13 protein-coding genes and 1 pseudogene are annotated in these 17745 nt (G+C 71.0%); 12 read left to right on the top strand and 2 right to left on the bottom strand.

The annotated features are described in order from the left end of the window. Positions 1-35: 35 nt before the first annotated feature. The gene (locus ACQUSR_RS31670) at positions 36-1001 is read right to left on the bottom strand and encodes a helix-turn-helix domain-containing protein (protein ID WP_431046507.1); all 966 of its coding nucleotides are present in this window, start codon (positions 999-1001) and stop codon (positions 36-38) included. Between the two features lie 94 nt (positions 1002-1095). Between ACQUSR_RS31670 and ACQUSR_RS31665 the strand changes: the two genes are divergently transcribed. From ACQUSR_RS31665 to ACQUSR_RS31650, 4 genes are all read left to right on the top strand, one after another. Then, the gene (locus tag ACQUSR_RS31665) at positions 1096-1728 is read left to right on the top strand and encodes a DsbA family protein (protein WP_431046505.1); all 633 of its coding nucleotides are present in this window, start codon (positions 1096-1098) and stop codon (positions 1726-1728) included. A gap of 123 nt (positions 1729-1851) precedes the next feature. Further along, entirely contained in the window at positions 1852-2502 is a 651-nt protein-coding gene (locus ACQUSR_RS31660; RefSeq protein WP_431046503.1) for an NAD(P)-dependent oxidoreductase, read from the top strand. A gap of 71 nt (positions 2503-2573) precedes the next feature. Next, positions 2574-2912 carry a winged helix-turn-helix transcriptional regulator gene (locus ACQUSR_RS31655; RefSeq protein ID WP_431046501.1) on the top strand — a complete coding sequence of 113 codons (339 nt, stop codon included), beginning with the start codon at positions 2574-2576 and terminating at the stop codon, positions 2910-2912. 203 nt (positions 2913-3115) lie between these two features. Then, positions 3116-3442 carry a hypothetical protein gene (locus ACQUSR_RS31650; RefSeq protein ID WP_431046499.1) on the top strand — a complete coding sequence of 109 codons (327 nt, stop codon included), beginning with the start codon at positions 3116-3118 and terminating at the stop codon, positions 3440-3442. Between the two features lie 165 nt (positions 3443-3607). Here ACQUSR_RS31650 and ACQUSR_RS31645 read toward each other — a convergent pair. Then, positions 3608-3785, bottom strand: a pseudogene (locus tag ACQUSR_RS31645) (gfo/Idh/MocA family oxidoreductase); the annotation flags it as partial. 742 nt (positions 3786-4527) lie between these two features. On the opposite strand from ACQUSR_RS31645, the gene ACQUSR_RS31640 reads away from it, so the two are divergent. The 8 genes from ACQUSR_RS31640 (at position 4528) to ACQUSR_RS31605 (ending at position 17739) form a co-directional block, all read left to right on the top strand. Beyond that, entirely contained in the window at positions 4528-6006 is a 1479-nt protein-coding gene (locus ACQUSR_RS31640; protein WP_431046497.1) for a sugar transferase, read from the top strand. A gap of 103 nt (positions 6007-6109) precedes the next feature. After that, the gene (locus ACQUSR_RS31635; protein WP_431046495.1) at positions 6110-7435 is read left to right on the top strand and encodes a nucleotide sugar dehydrogenase; all 1326 of its coding nucleotides are present in this window, start codon (positions 6110-6112) and stop codon (positions 7433-7435) included. Beyond that, positions 7425-8690: a glycosyltransferase family 4 protein gene (locus tag ACQUSR_RS31630; protein ID WP_431046493.1), complete on the top strand. Its 1266-nt coding sequence runs from the start codon at positions 7425-7427 to the stop codon at positions 8688-8690. Before ACQUSR_RS31635 ends, ACQUSR_RS31630 begins: the two co-directional genes overlap by 11 nt. Beyond that, a complete protein-coding gene (locus ACQUSR_RS31625; protein ID WP_431046491.1) occupies positions 8687-10087 on the top strand; it encodes a Wzz/FepE/Etk N-terminal domain-containing protein in 1401 nt (466 codons plus the stop codon). The genes ACQUSR_RS31630 and ACQUSR_RS31625 overlap by 4 nt, the downstream gene beginning before the upstream one ends. Then, positions 10084-11610 (top strand): Wzz/FepE/Etk N-terminal domain-containing protein, encoded by a 1527-nt coding sequence (locus ACQUSR_RS31620; protein WP_431046489.1) that lies wholly within the window; start codon positions 10084-10086, stop codon positions 11608-11610. Before ACQUSR_RS31625 ends, ACQUSR_RS31620 begins: the two co-directional genes overlap by 4 nt. Before the next feature lie 3 nt (positions 11611-11613). Beyond that, on the top strand, positions 11614-13548 hold the full coding sequence (asnB, locus tag ACQUSR_RS31615; RefSeq protein ID WP_431046487.1) for an asparagine synthase (glutamine-hydrolyzing): 1935 nt from the start codon (positions 11614-11616) through the stop codon (positions 13546-13548). Between the two features lie 19 nt (positions 13549-13567). Continuing rightward, the gene (locus ACQUSR_RS31610) at positions 13568-15757 is read left to right on the top strand and encodes a bi-domain-containing oxidoreductase (RefSeq protein WP_431046485.1); all 2190 of its coding nucleotides are present in this window, start codon (positions 13568-13570) and stop codon (positions 15755-15757) included. Further along, complete coding sequence (locus ACQUSR_RS31605) at positions 15754-17739, top strand: alginate lyase family protein (RefSeq protein ID WP_431046483.1); 1986 nt, start codon at positions 15754-15756, stop codon at positions 17737-17739. The genes ACQUSR_RS31610 and ACQUSR_RS31605 overlap by 4 nt, the downstream gene beginning before the upstream one ends. Positions 17740-17745: the final 6 nt, after the last annotated feature.

Here is a 17745-nt window from a genome sequence, read left to right as displayed (position 1 = left end):
AGAGGTGGCGGGAAGAGTCGCCGCCCTCCTTCGAATCAATCCGAAATATCCCGTTTTGGCAAATGCACCGGTGAGCCGGCCGCGCCATCCGGACGGCCGTCGCCCATCACGTCACCGCCCGTAGCCTCACCGCGCACGGCGTCGCGGAACGCCCCCGGCGCCTGGCCGGTGCGGTGCTGGAAGAACTTGGAGAAGTTGGCCGCGTCGGTGAACCCGGTCTGGGCGGCGACCCGCGCCACCGGCAGCTCGCTGTGCGCGAGGAGCCGCCTGGCCTCCAGCACGACCCGGCGGTCGAGGAACTCCTTCGCCCCCACTCCGGCCGCCGCCAGCGTGGCGCGGGAGAGCGTACGCGGCGAGTAGCCGAGCACCTCCGCGTAGTCCGCGACCCGGTGGGTTCGCGCGAAATCGCGTTCGACGGCGTCACGGAAGCGCAGGTAGGTCTCGGAAGGCCGGGGTACGGGGCTGCCCGCCGGGGCCGTCTGATGCGCGACGCACAGCACCAGGACGGCGAGCAGATGGCGGAGCATCGCCGTGTGCACCTCGGCGGGCAGCCCGCGCCCCGACCGGAAGACGTACTCCAGATGCCGCAACGCCGCGGACACCGCCTCGCGGTCGTCCCCCACCGGCTGCCACCACGTACCGCCGAACCGGTCGTCAAGCCGGGCGGCCCGGGCCGTCTCCGGGGTCAGGAAACCGGGCTGGAACAGCACCAGCGTGCCCTCGATCGCCGTCAGGTCGCCGAACTGCTGCACCTGTCCCGGCCGCACCCAGAGCACGGTGCCCGCGCCGAGCGTGTAGCCCGTGAAGTCGACGGTGTGCGAGGCGGTTCCCGACTCGATGGCGAACAGGGAGTGGAAGCGCGGCCGCTGCGGCGCGTCGAACTCGCCTTCCGGAGCACGTCGGCGAAGCTCGCTCAGGGACATCACCTCGACGCCCGGCGGGGTCCCCGCCGGTGCCCGGTAGAGGACCTCGGGAATCGCATCGTGTCGCTTTTTCACCATAGCGAGTCACCACGCTACCTCGCTCACCTGCCGCGATGAACGTAGCGTGGACACCGTTGACCGAAACAGCCACAGGAAAGTGCAAGGAGTCCCCATGGCCCACGAGCGCGTCCGGCTGACGTACGCCTTCGACGCGTACTGCGGCTGGTGCTACGGCTTCGGCCCGGCGCTGCGCGCCTTCGCGGCGGGCAACGCCGATCGCGTCGAGGTCCGGGTCCGCAGCGGCGGCCTGTTCACCGGCGGCCGGGCCGGGCCCCTGTCGGCGCATCCCTACATCCCCGCGGCGAACGAGCGCATAACCCAGCTGACCGGCGCCGAGTTCGGCGCGCCGTTCCAGGCACTGCTCGCGGACGGCCGCATGGTCCTGGACTCGGCCGGCCCGGCGGTCGGGCTGGTGGCCCTGCGCCGCCAGGTGCCGTCCCGGCAGGTCGAGTTCGCGGGCGCGCTCCAGCGGGCCTTCTACCGCGACGGCCTTGACCTGTCCGCCCCCGCGACGTACGAGGTCCTGGCCGACCGGCTCGCCCTGGACCCGCGTGCGGTGACCGGGGCACTGGACGATCCGGCCGTGCACGCCGAGGCCCGGCAGGACGTCCGGGAGGTGCGCGCGCTGGGCGTCGAGGGCTTCCCGACCCTGCTGCTGCACACCCCGGGCGGGCCCCGGCGGCTCGGCGGCCCGGTCTCCTCCGCGGACGAGCTGACCGCCGCGCTGGACCGGCATCTGGCCTGAGCCCTCCTGCCCTGACACCTGGATCCCCTTTCCGGGGAAGCCCGCCGACTTTCCGCTGAAGCCCGCCACCCGGGCACCTCGGCCCCGCCGTTTCGAACCTTTCGAACACCAAGGAGAAACACCATGACCAAGATCGCCCTTTTCGGCGCCACCGGCACCATCGGACGGCGTGTGCTGGACGAGGCCCTGTCCCGCGGCCACGAGGTGACGGCCGTCGTCCGCGACCCCGCCAAACTGACCGCCGACCACCCGAAGCTCACCGTGACCACCGGTGACGTCCTGGACCCGGCGTCCGTCGCCGCGGTGGCCAAGGGGCAGGACGTCGTGGTCAGCGCCGTCGGCGGTGGTGACGGGCCGGGCCACCAGCAGCTCATCCCGGCCGCCGCCCGGTCCTTGGTGGCGGGGCTGCGCACGCTCGGCGACGGCGCCCCGCGGCTGATCGCGGTCGGCGGCGCGGGCAGCCTGGAGACCGCGCCCGGGGTGCGGGTGTGGGACGCCCCCGGCCTGCCGGACTGGCTCCTGCAGATCATGCACGCCCACGGCGAGGCGCTGGAGTTCCTGCGCACGGTCGGTGACGTCCGCTGGACCAGCCTGAGCCCGGCGGCGACCATCGAGCCGGGCGAGCGCACCGGGACGTACCGCACGGGCGACGACCAGCTGGTCGCCGACGCGGACGGCAACAGCTACATCACCGCCGAGGACTACGCCGTCGCGCTCGTCGACGAGGTCGAGAGCCCGCGGCACGTCGGCCGGCGGTTCACCGTCGCCCGCTGACAACCGGTCTCGCCGCCCCGTCGTCCCGTCCGCCAAGTCCGTTGTCAGACGCGGCCCGTAGAGTCGGACGCATGAAGAAGGGTTCGTATGTCTGTGGCACCGACGCCGCGATGGATGCCGTCGGCGGCAAGTGGAAGGTGCTGATCCTCTGGGCGCTCTACCACCACGCCCCGCGCTTCGGTGAACTGCGCCGTCTCATACCGGGCATCAGCGAGAAGGTGCTGGTCCAGCAGCTGAGGGAGCTGGAAGCGATCGGTGTGGTGCACCGCGAGGTCTACGAGGAGCTGCCGCTGCGCGTGGAGTACTCCCTGACCCCGTCCGGAGTCGCCCTCCACGAGGCCCTGGGGCCACTCGGCGCCTGGGCGAAGGAGCATCTCCCGGCCGCCGGAGTGGAGATCGCGCACGTCTGAGGCCCCCGGGCACCGCCGCCCGTTCTGTTAACGGGATGGAGAGTCGGGCCAACGCAGTCACCTGCGAGAACACACCCAGCGGAAGGGTTCACCCCTCCCTAAGGTCGTCGACCGGCGAGCTGGGCCAGATCTTCGAGAAGACACCGGCGCTGTTCGGCTACCCACTTGAGCGGGACGGCGTGGTGCTCAGCTCCGAACTATGCGTGGACAGTCCACGCATCAGCGAGCTCGCCAACCACTGGCGGGGTGCACCCCGCGCGGGTCTGCCGGAGCTGGGCGGCGAGTTCCGCATCACCGATCTGTTCAGCGCAATGAACAAGCATCCGCCCGATCTGATCCCCTCCGGCTGGCCAGGGGCCGAGCCCTGCTCCGAGTTGCGCGTCATCGACAACACCCCGCTCACGGCGGCAGGGCAGCTCGCGGCGATCCGGATCCAGCGGCACACCGACCCGCTGGACCACTTTCCCGGGCTCTTCCCCGCCTGGGACTACACCGACCTGCGGCGGCGCTTCACCGCCCGATTCGACTGATGTCACCACGCGGCTCGGCGCATGCGTGCGCTTCCTCGGTGCCAGGCTCGGTGCGCGTGGTGGATCTCGGGGCTGCCGTAGTTGTCGGCCCAGCCGGCGGCCCCGGCATACCGTAGGAGGTGGGCGCGCCTGCCCAGTATCGGTCCTTCGTACCCGCGACCTTGTGGACGGCATCGGCGTCGGTACGGTGTTCCGAGCGGCGGGAGTTCCAGACCTTGACGACGCCGCCCGGCCCGTCACCGAAGTTCTCGAGTCGGCCGCTGTCCCCGATGACGGTGTAGTTGCGCCAGTAGTCGGAGGTGAAGTGGCACTGCTGGTAGGCAGCCAGCAAACCGTTGTCGAGTACCGACCGACCAAAGGCCGCACGACACCTGACACGCCATCAGAACGAGCGTCGAATGAGCGTCACGAGCGCTCGGGCGCACCCACAGCGGCACGCCGTAGTGCGCGAACAGCGGGAAGTTGTTGCCGAACTGGGCGCCGCAGAAGGGCCGCTGCAGCTCGCCGATCACTACCGCGTAGAGCCGAGCCCGGGGGCCGGGCGAGCTGCTGGAGCGCGCGGTGGCGTCAAGGCACCCGCAGGCGGATCACCGATCGGTGGATCCAGCCTCAAAGCTTGCGCACAAATTACACACATCCTCTCTACATACTGGCCTCGATGGTCTAGATTGACCGTGCTTCAGCTGTTCGATCACGAGGCGACCAATAGTGATCCATAGGTCCGGCGCCACGGAAGGCCAGCAGTCACGTCCCCGGCGCCAGACGTGGGGATGATCAATTCTTGGAGCCCGAGAGGGGCCTTGGGTGCGGGGAGCACCCGAGGTTTCGACGGGTTCCCGCGCACCTCGAGAGCCTGGCAGGGCATGCGAGTCTGCTGCCGCCAGGGTGGGTTGTTCAGGTAGCTCCGAAATAGCCGGGATGTCATGCGCGGGGGGCGGGGGCCTCCCAAGGGGAGGAACAGCGCGGCGCCGGGGGGCGGGGGCCTCCCGAGGGGAGGAACAGTGCGGGGGGCGGGGCCTCCCGGGGGGGGGGGGAGGAACAGTGTTGGGCGAACACGTCGAACCACTGGGGACCTGGGGGGTTCTGTGCGGCAGGGGGGATTAGTCAGCCCGTTTCCGTCAGAGCGCGGGCGTCTGACGAACGGGGCAATCAGCCAGCTCGCGATCGGCTGGGAGCAGCGGTACCGCCGTACCGTGATCACCAGCGATACCGTGGCCACCGCCTTCGTGGTGGCGGCGATCGGCAACTTCTTCGGGGCTCGGGACGCGGCCAACTGGCATGAGAAGTGGGGAATTCTCGCATTCGGCACCGAGCTGCTGGTGCTGGGGGCGCTTGCGGTGAGCCGGTCGTGGGCTCCGGCCGTGCTCGGCCAGGGCGCCGAGGAATTCCGCAGGCTCGGACGCTCACTGTTCACGGCGACCGTCGTACTGGCGCTCGGCGGGATCGCCCTCACCTCGCGCAACATCAAGCTCTGGATCTTCGTCGCGATCCCCGCGATCGCGCTCATCACCATGACCGCGCGGTATCTCCTCCGCCTCTGGCTGCACAAACAGCGGAAGGAAGGACGGTGCCTGCGACCGGTCCTCGCTGCCGGGAGCCCGGCCACCGTGCGCGACCTGATCACCCGAACCCGCAAGTTCCCGCACCTCGGCTGGCGGGTGGATGCGGTGTGCACGACGGACGGTCTCGGGCTCGACGGTGACCATCTGGACGGAGTGCCGGTCGTCGGGCAACTGGCGGACGTCGCCAAGCACGTCCGCCACGACGGCTACCGTGTCGTCGCGGTGACACCGGACCCGCACTGGTCACCGGACCGGCTGCAGCGGCTGGCCTGGAACCTCGAAGGCAGCGATGCCGAGATGGTCGTGGCCCCCGTGCTGATGGAGGTGGCCGGCCCGCGGCTGCACGTCGACGCAGTGCTCGGGATCCCGCTGCTGCGGGTCAGCATGCCGACCTTCACCGGGGGGCGCCGGGCGGTCAAAGGGGTCGTCGACCGGGTGGGCGCGGCGATCCTGCTGATGCTGTTCGCACCGCTGATGGTGCTCGTCGGGCTGCTCGTACTGGTGGACAGCCGGGGCGGAGTGTTCTACCGCCAGCGCAGAGTCGGCAAGGACGGCCACGAGTTCACCATTCTCAAGTTCCGCACCATGGTCGCCGGGGCCCACGGGGCACGTGCCGAGCTGGCCGACCTCAACGAGGGCGCGGGGCTGCTGTTCAAGCTCCGCCGGGATCCGCGGGTGACCCGGGTGGGAGCAGTGCTGCGCCGGTACTCGCTCGACGAGCTCCCGCAGCTTTTCAACGTGCTCACCGGATCGATGTCGCTCGTCGGTCCGCGGCCACCGTTACCGGAGGAGTCCGCTGCGTACGGCCCGGACATCCGGCGTCGGTTGCTGGTCAAGCCCGGGCTCACCGGCCTGTGGCAGATCAGCGGACGCAGCGACCTGCCGTGGGAGGAGGCGGTGCGCCTCGACCTGCGGTACGTGGAGGACTGGTCGCTCGCCCTGGACACAGTGATCTTGTGGAAGACGCTGCGTGCGGTGCTCCATGGCCAGGGGGCCTACTGATGCGCGGGGGCCGTCGTCCGGCCGGCGCGCGGACCGCAGGCCACAAGAGCCTGTCCGGGGGGACCGCAGGCCACAAGGGCCTGCCTGGGGGGAGGAACGCGTCATGAGAGTCAGCGTTTTCGGGCTCGGCTACGTGGGCTGCGTGTCGGCCGCGTGCCTGGCCAGCATGGGTCACGAGGTCATCGGGGTGGACGTGAACCAGGTGAAGGTCGACCTGGTCAACGACGGCAAGGCCCCGGTGGTCGAGGAGCGTATCGGCGAGCTCATCGCCGAGGTCGTGCGGACCGGAGCGTTACGCGCCACCGGCGACGTCCGCGAGGCGATCATGGGCAGCGAGGTGTCGCTGGTCTGCGTGGGCACGCCGTCGGAGCCCAACGGCAGCCTGTGCACCACGTACTTGGAGCGGGTCACCGAGCAGATCGGCGCCGCGCTGGCCGAGGGGGCCAAGCAGGGGGGCCGGCATACCGTCGTGTTCCGCAGCACCATGCTCCCGGGCACCTGTCTGAACCTGCTGGTACCGATCCTGGAGAAGTACGTCGGCGGCACGGCCGGGGTGGACATCGGGGTCGCGGTCAACCCGGAGTTCCTGCGCGAGGGCACGAGCGTGCGGGACTTCTTCGACCCGCCCAAGACCGTCATCGGCGAGCTCGACCCGGCAAGCGGCGACGTGGTGGCGGCGCTGTACGACGGATTGCCCGGCGAGGTGTTCCGGGTGCCGGTCCCGACGGCCGAGGCGATCAAGTATGCGGACAACGCGTTCCACGGCCTCAAGATCGGCTTCGCGAACGAGCTGGGCGCGGTGTGCCAGGCGCTCGGGGTGGACTCGCACCAGGTGATGGACGTGTTCCTGGCCGACCGCAAGCTGAACATCAGCCCCGCCTACCTGCGGCCCGGCTTCGCCTTCGGTGGCTCCTGCCTGCCCAAGGACCTGCGCAGCCTGGTCCACGCGGCGCAGCGGGCCGACATCTCGGTGCCCATCCTCGCCCACGTGTTGCCCTCCAACTCCGCACATCTGCAGCGCGCGGTGGAGCTGGTCGAGCGCACCGGCAAGCGCCGGGTGGGCCTGTTCGGCCTTTCCTTCAAACCCGGCACCGACGACCTCCGCGAGAGCCCGCTCGTCGAGATGGCGGAGAGGCTCTTCGGCAAGGGCTACGACCTCAAGATCTACGACGCCAATGTGAGCCTCTCTCGGCTGATCGGCGCGAACCGCGAGTACATCGAGACCCGGCTGCCGCACCTCGCGCAGCTGCTCGCGGACTCCGTCGACGAGGTGCTCGAGCACGCCGAGGTGTGCCTGGTCGGGACCAGGGACCCGGCCGTGCTGTCGTCGCTGCCCCATGGCGACGGCCCGGTGATCGTCGACCTCGTCCACCTTCCCGACGCCGACGCGCGCCGGACCGAACCGGGATACATGGGCCTTGCTTGGTGACATAACCAGCGGCGACTGGCAAGGCCGGCGCGCGCTGATTCTGGTGGAGAACCTGTCGGTGCCGTTCGACCGGCGGGTGTGGCAGGAGTGCACGACGCTGCGCGACGCGGGCTGGGAGGTGCACGTCATCTGTCCCCGGGGGGAAAAACGGGACACGGAGTTGGAGGCGGAGATCGACGGGGTGCGGATCCACCGCTACCCGTTGCGCGCGGCCACCGGAGGGCCGGCCGGCTACCTGCGCGAGTACGGATCGGCGTTGTGGCACACGGTCCGGCTGGCCCGCAAGGTCGGCCCGGTCGACGTGGTCCACGCCTGCAACCCGCCCGACCTGCTGTTCCTGCCCGCACTGTGGCTGAAGCGGCGCGGCGCGCGGTTCGTCTTCGACCAGCACGACCTGGTGCCCGAGCTGTACCTCTCCCGGTTCGACCGCGGCAAGGATCTGCTCTACCGCGCCGTGTGCGCACTGGAACGGCGGACCTACCGGGCCGCGGACGTCGTACTCGCCACGAACGAGAGCTACCGGGACGTCGCGGTGCGCCGTGGCGGTCTTCGGCCGGAGGACGTGTTCGTGGTGCGCAGCGCGCCCGACATCGACCGTTTCCATCCGGTGCCGCCCGAGCCGGAGTTGAAGCGCGGCAAGTCTCATCTGCTGTGCTACCTCGGCGTGATGGGCCCGCAGGACGGCGTCGACTACGCCTTGCGGGCCCTCGCGAAGCTGCGCGACGAGCTCGGGCGCACCGACTGGCATGCGGTGTTCGTCGGCGCCGGCGACGCCTTCGACGCGATGGTGGAGCTGTCCCGGCGGCTCGGGCTCTCGGAGCAGGTGCAGTTCACCGGGCGCATCCCGGACGCCGACCTGGCGCGCTACCTGTCCACCGCGGACGTGTGCCTCTCCCCCGACCCGCGCAATCCGCTCAACGACGTGTCGACCATGAACAAGGTCCTGGAGTACATGGTGATGGGCCGGCCGATCGTCTCGTTCGACCTGAAGGAGGCGCGGGTCTCCGCCGGGGACGCCGCCGTCTACGCGCCCGCCAACGACGAGGCCGAATTCGCCGGGCTCGTCGCGCTGCTGCTGGACGACCCGGAGCAGCGGGCCCGGATGGGCAAGATCGGCCAGGAGCGGATCGCAGGGCAGCTTTCCTGGCGGAACTCGCAAGCGTCACTGCTCGCTGCCTACGCCGCTGCCTGCCGTGACCACGCTCCGGTGTCGGCGGGTGGCCCGGTCCGCACAGGGAAGAGGCCGCGGCGTTGAGCGATGACACGATCCGCCTGATCACCATCGGGCGGATTCTCCGTCGGCGGTGGCGGCTTCTCGCCATCGTCGCCGTGATGGGCGCGCTCGTCGGCTACGGCACCTCGGTGCTGTTTCCGCCGCGGTACACGGCGTCGGCATCGGTGCTGCTGCCGGGGGCATGGGAGGAGCGCGAGCTGCTGACTCAGGCGGAGATCGCGACCAGTTCGGTGGTGGTCGACCGCGCGGCTGCCACGCTCGGCTGGACCGGGGTCAGCGGCAGCAAGCTGCGGGATCGGGTGAGCGCCAAGGCCGCCGACGGGAACATCATCAAGATCTCGGGCACGGCCGACACCCCGGAGCGTGCCCAGCGGCTCTCCGACCAGGTGGCCAAGGAGTACCTCACATTCGCCGCGCGGATCGCAGGCGACAACACCGACCCCGAAGCGGCGGATGGGCCCGAGGCGCTGCGGAAGATGGTGGCGCAGACCAGCCGCCGCATCACCGACCTGGCCGAGGCGGCCGATCCGGGGCAGACCGTGGAGAGCGTGCAGGGCCGCAACGAGCTCGAGAAGCTGCGCACCGCGCTGCAGGAGGCCATGAAGAAGCTGGACGAGGCCGACCCGGCGACCGATAAGGCCAACATGGTCGTCATGGGGCCGGCGGCCCGGCCGACCGGCGAGGCACCGCCGACGAGGATGCAACTCATCGTCGCCGGGGCGCTGCTGTTCTTCCTGCTCGCGGTCATCGGCCATCTCACCGCCGCACGGATGAGCCGCCGGCTGCGCACCGAACCGGAGATCGCCGCGGCGCTGGGCTCGGCGCTCCTTGGCACCGTCGATGTACCTCGTGAACGGCCCGCGCACCGGCCACAAGGTGGTGGCCCGCGAGCCTGGATCCGCTGGCTCCTTGGCGTCGACACCCGGTGGGACATACCGACCCTTCAGGCGTCCGGCGGCGAGGCCAGCAGGAAGATCCGCTACCGGCGGGTGTGCGCTCGCCTCCGGGACCAGCTGCCATCTCCCCGGCGGCGACTGCTGGTTCTCGTCCCGGACGGCGACGAGATCGCCCGCCGGGCCGCCGGGCAGCTCGTCGCCGAGGCAGGGAGCGATCCCTCCCCAAGCTCTTCGAGCAGGGGATACCCCATGCTTCGGGTGGTTGGGGTTTCGGTGTTCCGGCCGCTGGTGCCGGACCGCGAGACCGAGTCCGGTGCCCTGGTCGTGCTCAGCGCGGGCAGCTGGACCGCAGGAGAGCTCGCCGGCATCGCCGAGGCGTGTGCGGACGCCAGGCATGAGGTCGTCGGCATTGTCGTCGCCGGCACGGTCCGGGCCCGTCCGAGGCGGTCTGCCGACCGTCCTCCGGATGCCGTCACGCCGGCGATCGCGGTTGGCGTCGACGCGAGGGGAGGTTCAGTGTGACGACGAGTACGACTTCGGAGTCGTCGGCCGCCGCTCCGCTCCTTGACCTGCAGGCGCTGATCGTCGCGGTGCGCAGGCGCCGCCGCCTCTGGTGTTCCATGGCCCTGCTGGGGCTGCTGGTCGGCGCGGCGCTGGCGGTCCTGCGGCCGCCGCCGCCGACCGCGGTGACCACGGTGCTGGTCGCGCATGAGGCGGACCAGCCGAACGACCCCGGAACGCTGATCCGCACCGACGTCGCGCTGCTGCAGACCACGCGGATCGCCAGTAAGGTCCTGCAGTCCCTCAAGTCCCCGGAAAAACCAGAGGACTTCATGCAGGACTACCGGGGTATCGGCTTGACCAACAACCTGCTGCAGATCAATGTGACAGGTGACAGCGACACGGAAGCGGTGACCCGAGCCAAGGCGCTGGCCGATGCGTTCGTCGCGGACCATGTGAGGCGGATACAGGAAGCCGCGAACGCCGAGGCCAAGGCCCTGCTCGACCAGCGTGACCGAATGCGGGACGAACTCGCCCAGGTCAACAAGGCGATCGGAGACGGATCGCCGAAGAGCGGCCCGGAAGGCTCGGCGAACCTCGAGTCGCTCTTCACCCGCCGGGCCGAACTCACCTCGCGGATCGCCGATTTCGACCAGCGCGCCGCGGAGGCGCGCACCAGCACGCCCAAGCTCATCGCCGGCACGCAGATCGTGGACGCCTCGCGCGCGGTGCAGCACTCCCTGCCCAGGGCCGCTGTCATCAACGCCGCGATCGGGCTCGCCCTCGGGCTCGTCCTCGGGCTCGCGCTGGCCGCGGTCGGCGCGGTGGTGGCGGACCGCCCCGTGCTGCGCCGGGAGATCGCGGCGAACCTCGGCGCCTCGGTCATCGCGGAGCTGCGCCGCACGCCCCGCAGGTCGGCCAGGCTGTGGCAGCGTCGGCGGACCCGGGCGGCACGGATACGGCTCACCTCGACCCTGGCGCGCACCATGCGCGGATCCGCGGAACCGGTGTCGCTGCTGGAACTGGGCTGTGCGCGCAGCACGAGCGTGATCGCCCTGGACCTCGCCGACGCACTGGCGGAGGAGGGGCCGGTGGTGATCATCGATGGTCTGCCCGGCCTGCGGCTCGCCAACCGCCGCCAGAAGCCAGGAGACCCGACCGTGGTCAGTGGCGAGCGTGCCGCGACCGTGCCGCATCAGATGCGCCGGCTGGGAGTTGGCTCGGTCGCGCCCGGCACGGCGTGGACCGACCTCCACTACCTCGGTACGCAGACCGTGCTCGTCGTCCGTGCCGGGCACGGCAGCGCCGCATGGCTGCACACGGTGGCGCGGCAGCTCGCGGATCAGCGCATTCCGGTGATCGGTGTGGTGCTGATCGACCCCGATCCACGTGACCGGACCGACGGCACCCTGTGGGACGGGCTGCACACCGCGCTGCGCGGCAGGAACGAGCGGCCGGGCTGGCAGAACGGGACCGGCCAGCGGCGGACGGAGCGGTCGTCATGGGCCGTACGGGTCCCGGACAGCAAGCAGGAGGCGCGGTAGGACATGTGTGGCATCGCAGGCACTTACCGATGGCCGGACGGGAAGATCGTGACCGACCGGCTCACCGATACCCTCGCCCACCGCGGCCCGGACGGTGCGGGCCGGTACAGCCACCCCGTCGGTGACGGCGAAGTGCACCTCGGGCACCGCCGGCTGGCCATCATCGACCTGTCCGAGACCGGCGCCCAGCCGATGGCCTCGGGCGGCCTCGTCCTGACGTACAACGGCGAGCTGTACAACGCGCCCGAGCTGCGTGCCGAGCTGGCGGCCGCCGGGGTGCGCTTCCGCGGTACCTCCGACACCGAGGTGCTGCTGGAGGCCTGGCGGCGCTGGGGCACGGACTGCCTGCCCCGGCTGCGCGGCATGTTCGCGTTCGGGATCTTCGACGAGCGGACCGGCGAACTGGTGCTGGCCCGCGACCAGTTGGGCATCAAGCCGCTGTTCCTGCTCCGGCGCGGCGAGGGCCTGGTGTTCGCCTCCGAGCTCAAGGCGCTCGCCGCCGCGACCGGTGGATCTCTGGAGGTGGACCATGCGGCGCTGGTGGCCTCGCTCCTTTACTACTGGGTGCCGGACTCGCGGTGCGCGTTCCGCGAGGCGGAGAAGCTGCCGCCGGGGAGCTGGCTGAGATGCCGGCCCGACGGCCGGGTGGAGCGTGGCCGGTTCTGGAACCTGAGGGACGTCGCCGCCGAGGGCCGGGAGCGGGCCCGCAGTGGCGAGCGGCCGGACCTGGCCGCCATCGTCGAGGAGTCGACGCGGCAGCACCTGCTCTCCGACGTACCCGTGGCGACCTTCCTCTCCGGCGGCCTGGACTCCAGCTACCTGACCGCGCTGGCGGCCCGCGACCGACCCGGGATCTCCGCGTACACGATCGGATTCCGCGCCGAGGACGCCAGGTTCGAGGCGATGCCGGACGACCTGCGCTACGCCCGGCAGGTGGCCGAGCGGTTCGGCGTCGACCTGCACGAGATCGAGATCGCCCCGAACGTGCTCGACCTGCTGCCGCAGATGACGTATCACCTGGACGAGCCGATCGGCGACCCCGCCGCGATCAACACGTTCCTGATCTGCTCGGCCGCCCGGGAGGCCGGGGTCAAGGTGATGCTCTCGGGGATGGGCGCCGACGAGCTGTTCGCCGGTTACCGCAAGCACCTGGCCAACCTGCTCGCGCTGCGCTACCAGCGCGTCCCACGGCCCCTGCGGCGCGGTCTGTCCAGGGCCGTGGACCGACTGCCGGTCGCAACGGCCCGCCGGGGGTACCGGTCGGTGCGCTTCGCGAAGCGGTTCCTCTCCTTCGCCGATCTGCCGGAGGAGACCGCGTTCCGGCGCAGCTACACCATGTACGACCAGGACGAGCTGCTCGCCTTGGTCAATCCGGACTTGGCCGGGACGGTCGACGACGTGCTGACCGAGCACGCGGACATCTACCAGGACAACGACCTCGACGACTTCGTCAACCGCATGTGCCTGGGCGACGCCCGGATGTTCCTGCCGGGTCTGAACCTCGCGTACACGGACCGGTCGAGCATGGCCGCGTCGACCGAGGTGCGGGTGCCGTATGTGGACGTCGAGGTGGTCAAGGCGGCGTTCGCCGTGCCCGGTGATCGCAAGATCGTCGGACGGCAGGGCAAGGCCGTCCTCAAGGAGGCGGCCACCTCGATCCTGCCCCGGGAGATCGTGTACCGGCCCAAGGGCCTGTTCAGCGCCCCGCTGCGGGCCTGGATGAGCCGGGATCTGGCACCGCTGGTGCGCGAGGTGGTCAACGACGGCGTGCTCGTCAATTCCGGGCTCCTGCGCCGCGACGCCCTGGCGTGCATGGTCGCCGAGGACGCCGCCGGGCAGCGGGACTTCTCCAAGCATCTGTGGCATGTGCTGACCCTCGAGTACTGGTATCGCGACGCGACCTCTGGGTCCGGTCAGAGCACTCGGTTAACGGCTTAGGAATCTCAGAGGAGTTCGGGTGAAGCAGGTTGTACAGAACTACAAGAGCGGCGAGCTGGCGGTGCTCGACGTGCCGGTGCCGGGGTGCAAGCCGGGCGGTGTGCTGGTCCGCACCGCCTACTCGCTGATATCCACCGGGACCGAGCTCATGAAGGTGTCCGAGGCCGGCATGTCGATGCTGGGCAAGGCCCGCTCCCGGCCGGACCAGGTGGCCAAGGTCATGCAGAGCGTGGCCACCAACGGGGTGCCCGCCACCTACCGCAAGGTGATGGGCAAGCTGGACTCCTACACGCCGCTGGGCTACTCGCTGTGCGGGGTGGTCGAGCAGGTCGGCGCCGGGATCGACGATGTGAAGGTCGGCGACCTCGTGGCCTGCGCCGGCAATGAGCACGCGCTGCACGCCGAGCTGAACTGGGTGCCGAAGAACCTCTACTCCCCCGTGCCGGATGGCCTCGCGCCGCGGCACGCGGCCTTCGGCACCGTCGGGTCGATCGCGTTGCAGGGCGTCCGCCAAGGCGAGTCACAGCTGGGCGACGTGGCGCTGGTCATCGGCCTCGGGCTGATCGGGCAGCTGGTGGTGCAGCTCCTTGCCGCCTCGGGAGTCCGCGTGGTCGGGGTCGACCCTGACCCGGTGCGCTGCGAGCTCGCCGAGCGCCTGGGCGCCGCGGCCTGCGGCGATCCCGCATCCGCCGCTGTGGAAGCCGCCGTCGCCGAACTCACCGGCGGTCACGGCGTGGACCAGGTGTACCTGGCCGCCGGCGGCGACAGCAACCAGCCCGTCGAGCTGGCCGCCCGGCTCTCCCGAGACCGCGGCCGGGTCGTCGACATCGGCAAGTGCCGCCTGGACCTGCCGTGGAACGCGTACTACGAGAAAGAGCTCGACGTCCGGTTCTCCCGCAGTTACGGCCCCGGTCGCTACGACCCGGAGTACGAGCTGGAGGGGCGCGACTACCCGATCGGCTACGTGCGCTGGACCGAGCGCCGCAACCTGGCGTGCTTCCTCGACCTCGTCGCCCGCGGCAGCGTCGACGTGGAGCCCTTGGTCTCCCACGTAGCCGACTTCGATGACGCCGTGGAGACGTACCAGCGCCTGAAGGACGGCGACCTGAAGGCCGTGGCCGTGCTGTTCCGCTACCCCGAACACACGGGGGAAGCGGAGGAAGCGGGAGCCCCGGCGGTGGCCGTGCCCGCAGTGAAGCGAAGCGGCGGAGTGTCCACCCCCGCCCGGGCCGCCAAGACGCCGGTGCGCCTTGCGTTCGTCGGCGCGGGAAACTACGCGACGTCGATGCTGCTGCCGCACCTGACGCAGCGCGACGGCGTCGAGTTGTCGACCGTCGTCACCACGACGGCGCTGTCCGCGGCCAACGCGCAGCGCAAGTTCGGCTTCGCCGAGGCGACCACCGATCTCGACGCCGTACTCGGCGACAAGTCCATCGACGCGGTCTTCGTCGTCACCCGGCACAGCTCGCACGCCGAACTGACCCGGAAGGCGCTGCTGGCCGGCAAGACCGTGTTCGTTGAGAAGCCCCTGGCCCTCACCGAGGACGAACTGGCCGGCGTACTCGCGGCGGTGGAGGAGTCCGGCAACGACCGGCTGCAGGTGGGCTTCAACCGCCGATTCGCGCCGCTGCTGCAGGAAGCCAGGAAGCGGTTCGGCGCCCGGACCGGGCCGGCGAGCCTCCGCTATCTGGTCAACGCGGGCCATCTGCAGCACGGCAGCTGGTACCTCCGACAAGGCACCGAGGGCTCGCGGTTCGTCGGCGAGGGCGGACACTTCATCGACACGGCGAGCTGGCTGCTCGAGGCCGACCCGGTTTCGGTGTACGCGGTCGCCCCGTCCGGCAACGAGGACCTGCAGGTCGTGCTGCGCTACCCGGACGGGTCCACCGCCACCATCAGCTACGTCACCACCGGCTCGTCGGCCTTCCCCAAGGAGACGCTGGACCTGATCGCGGACGGCAAGGTGCTGCGGCTCGACGACTTCGTCCGTGCCTCGGTCTACGGCCGCAAGCGGTGGGTCTCCTCGCGGCTGCCCAAGGCCCGGGACAAGGGCCAGTCCGCCGAGCTGGCCGCGTTCATCAAGGCCGTGCGGACCGGCGGGCCGATGCCGGTGCCTCTGGAGTCGCTGGTCGCCACCACGTCGGCCACCCTCGCCGTGCAGGCCGGCCTGGCCGGCGGCGCGCCGGTGACGTTGGCGAGGGCGCGATGACTGTGAACTCGGGGAGTCCGGGCTGGTACCTGCGGCGGCTGTCCCGGATGGGACCGCGGGAGGTCGGCGGCCGGGTGGGCGACGTGGTGCGCAGGCGGCGCTGGCGGTCGGCGCTGCCGGACTGCCCGACCGTGACCGGCGCCCGGTTCACCGCCGTACTGCCCGCCGGGACGATCGCCGCGATACCTCCGGACGCCGCGAAACGTCTCATCGCCGAGGCGGACCGGCTGATGTACGGGCACGCCGAGTATTTCGGGGTGGTCCGCGACGACCTGGCCGACCCGGACTGGTGGTGTGACCCGAAGACCGGGCGCCGGGCTCCGTGGGGCTACGCCTTCGACGTGCCGTACCGGAACGAGGACGCGGTCGGGGACATCAAGCAGATCTGGGAGCTGTCCCGGCATCAGTACCTCACCGTGCTCGCCGCCGCCTACGCGGTCACCGGGGACGACCGGTATGCCGAGCGGGTGGCCGAGCACCTGCGGTCGTGGTGGGCGGCCAACCCACCGCTGCGCGGCGTGCACTGGATCAGCGGCATCGAGCTGGGCATCCGGCTGCTGTCCTGGGTGTGGATCCGCCGGCTGCTCGACGGCTGGCCGGGCGCGGCCGGGCTGTTCGAGGGCAACCCGGTGGCACTGAACCAGATCTGGCACCACCAGCGCTGGCTGGCGGCCTTCCCCAGCCGGGGGTCTTCGGCGAACAACCACGTCATCGCCGAGGCCGCCGGGCAGTTCGCAGCGGCCTGCGCGTTCGGGTGGTTCCCCTCCTCGGCGCGTTGGCGAGCCGACGCGCTGCGGTCGCTGGAGCGGCACCTGCGCAGCAACACCTTCGGCTCCGGCCTCAACCGCGAGCTGGCCACCGAGTACCACGGACTCGTCCTGGAGCTGGGCCTGGCCGCGGTGGCCGAGGCGGATGCCGCAGGTGTGCCGGTCCCCGCGTCGATCCGGCTGGTACTGCTGCGGATGACCGACGCACTCGCGGCCATCGTGGACAACCGGCTGCGGCCGCCGCGCCAGGGGGACGCGGACGACGGGCACGGTCTGATCGTGGACGGCGCGGGCACCGACCGCTGGGCCTCGCTCCTTGCCACCGGGGACGCCGTGTTCGGCCGGCTCGACTGGTGGCCGACGGCGGGTGGCACCGATGTGCGCACCCCGCTGCTGGCCGCGCTCATCCGGCCGTACGCGAAACAGGGAACCGCACCGGCCGTGACCCGCCCGGCAGGCCGGCCGGCCCACTTCGCCGACGCGGGGCTCACCATCCTGCGCGGACCGGAAGAGATCTGGTGCCGCTGCGACGGGGGGCCGCACGGCTTCCTGTCCATCGCCGCGCACGGCCACGCGGACGCGCTGTCCGTGGAGGTCCGGCACGACGGGGTCGACGTGCTCGCCGACCCGGGGACGTTCTGCTATCACGGGCAGCCCGAGTGGCGGCAGTACTTCCGGTCGACCCTCGGTCACAACACCCTGCAGCTGGATGGCAGTGACCAGTCCGTCTCCGGTGGCCCGTTCCTGTGGACCCGGCATGCCAAGAGTCGCGTCCTGGTCGCGGACACATCCGGCGCCTCCGACGGGGGGACGGCCCGCTGGTGTGCCGAGCACGACGGTTACCAACCCTCCGTGCACCGCCGCCGGGTGGAGCTGACGGCCGCGAGCCAGGAGCTGACGGTGGTCGACGAGGTGCGCGGACCGCGCCGGGACGTACGCCTGGCGTTCCACCTCGGCCCGGCGATCGCCGCGGACCTGGTGGGGAACCGGGCACAGCTCACCTGGACCCGGGACGGCGAGGACCGATCCGCGGTGCTCGACCTGCCCGGGCAGCTGTCCTGGCAGGCGCATCGCGGCGAGACCGACCCGCCGCTGGGCTGGTACTCCGCAGGTTTCGGGCGCAAGGAACCCACCACCACGCTGGTCGGCACCGGCTTCGCCGACGGCACTGCGCTGTTGGGGGAGTTCACCACCGTGCTCAGGTTCCACGGCTAGGGGGGC

This window comes from Streptomyces sp. P1-3 (assembly GCF_050613155.1).
Classification (GTDB): domain Bacteria; phylum Actinomycetota; class Actinomycetes; order Streptomycetales; family Streptomycetaceae; genus Streptomyces.
The sequence above is the reverse complement of the archived record's forward strand: the minus strand, read 5'-3'. Positions and strand labels throughout refer to the sequence as shown.

Coding starts and splice junctions, on each gene's coding strand:
- ACQUSR_RS31670 (WP_431046507.1), bottom strand. CDS start 1,001: ATGGTGAAAAAGCGACACGATGCGATTCCCGAGGTCCTCTACCGGGCA.
- asnB (WP_431046487.1), top strand. CDS start 11,614: ATGTGTGGCATCGCAGGCACTTACCGATGGCCGGACGGGAAGATCGTG.
- ACQUSR_RS31660 (WP_431046503.1), top strand. CDS start 1,852: ATGACCAAGATCGCCCTTTTCGGCGCCACCGGCACCATCGGACGGCGT.
- ACQUSR_RS31655 (WP_431046501.1), top strand. CDS start 2,574: ATGAAGAAGGGTTCGTATGTCTGTGGCACCGACGCCGCGATGGATGCC.
- ACQUSR_RS31665 (WP_431046505.1), top strand. CDS start 1,096: ATGGCCCACGAGCGCGTCCGGCTGACGTACGCCTTCGACGCGTACTGC.
- ACQUSR_RS31635 (WP_431046495.1), top strand. CDS start 6,110: ATGAGAGTCAGCGTTTTCGGGCTCGGCTACGTGGGCTGCGTGTCGGCC.
- ACQUSR_RS31605 (WP_431046483.1), top strand. CDS start 15,754: ATGACTGTGAACTCGGGGAGTCCGGGCTGGTACCTGCGGCGGCTGTCC.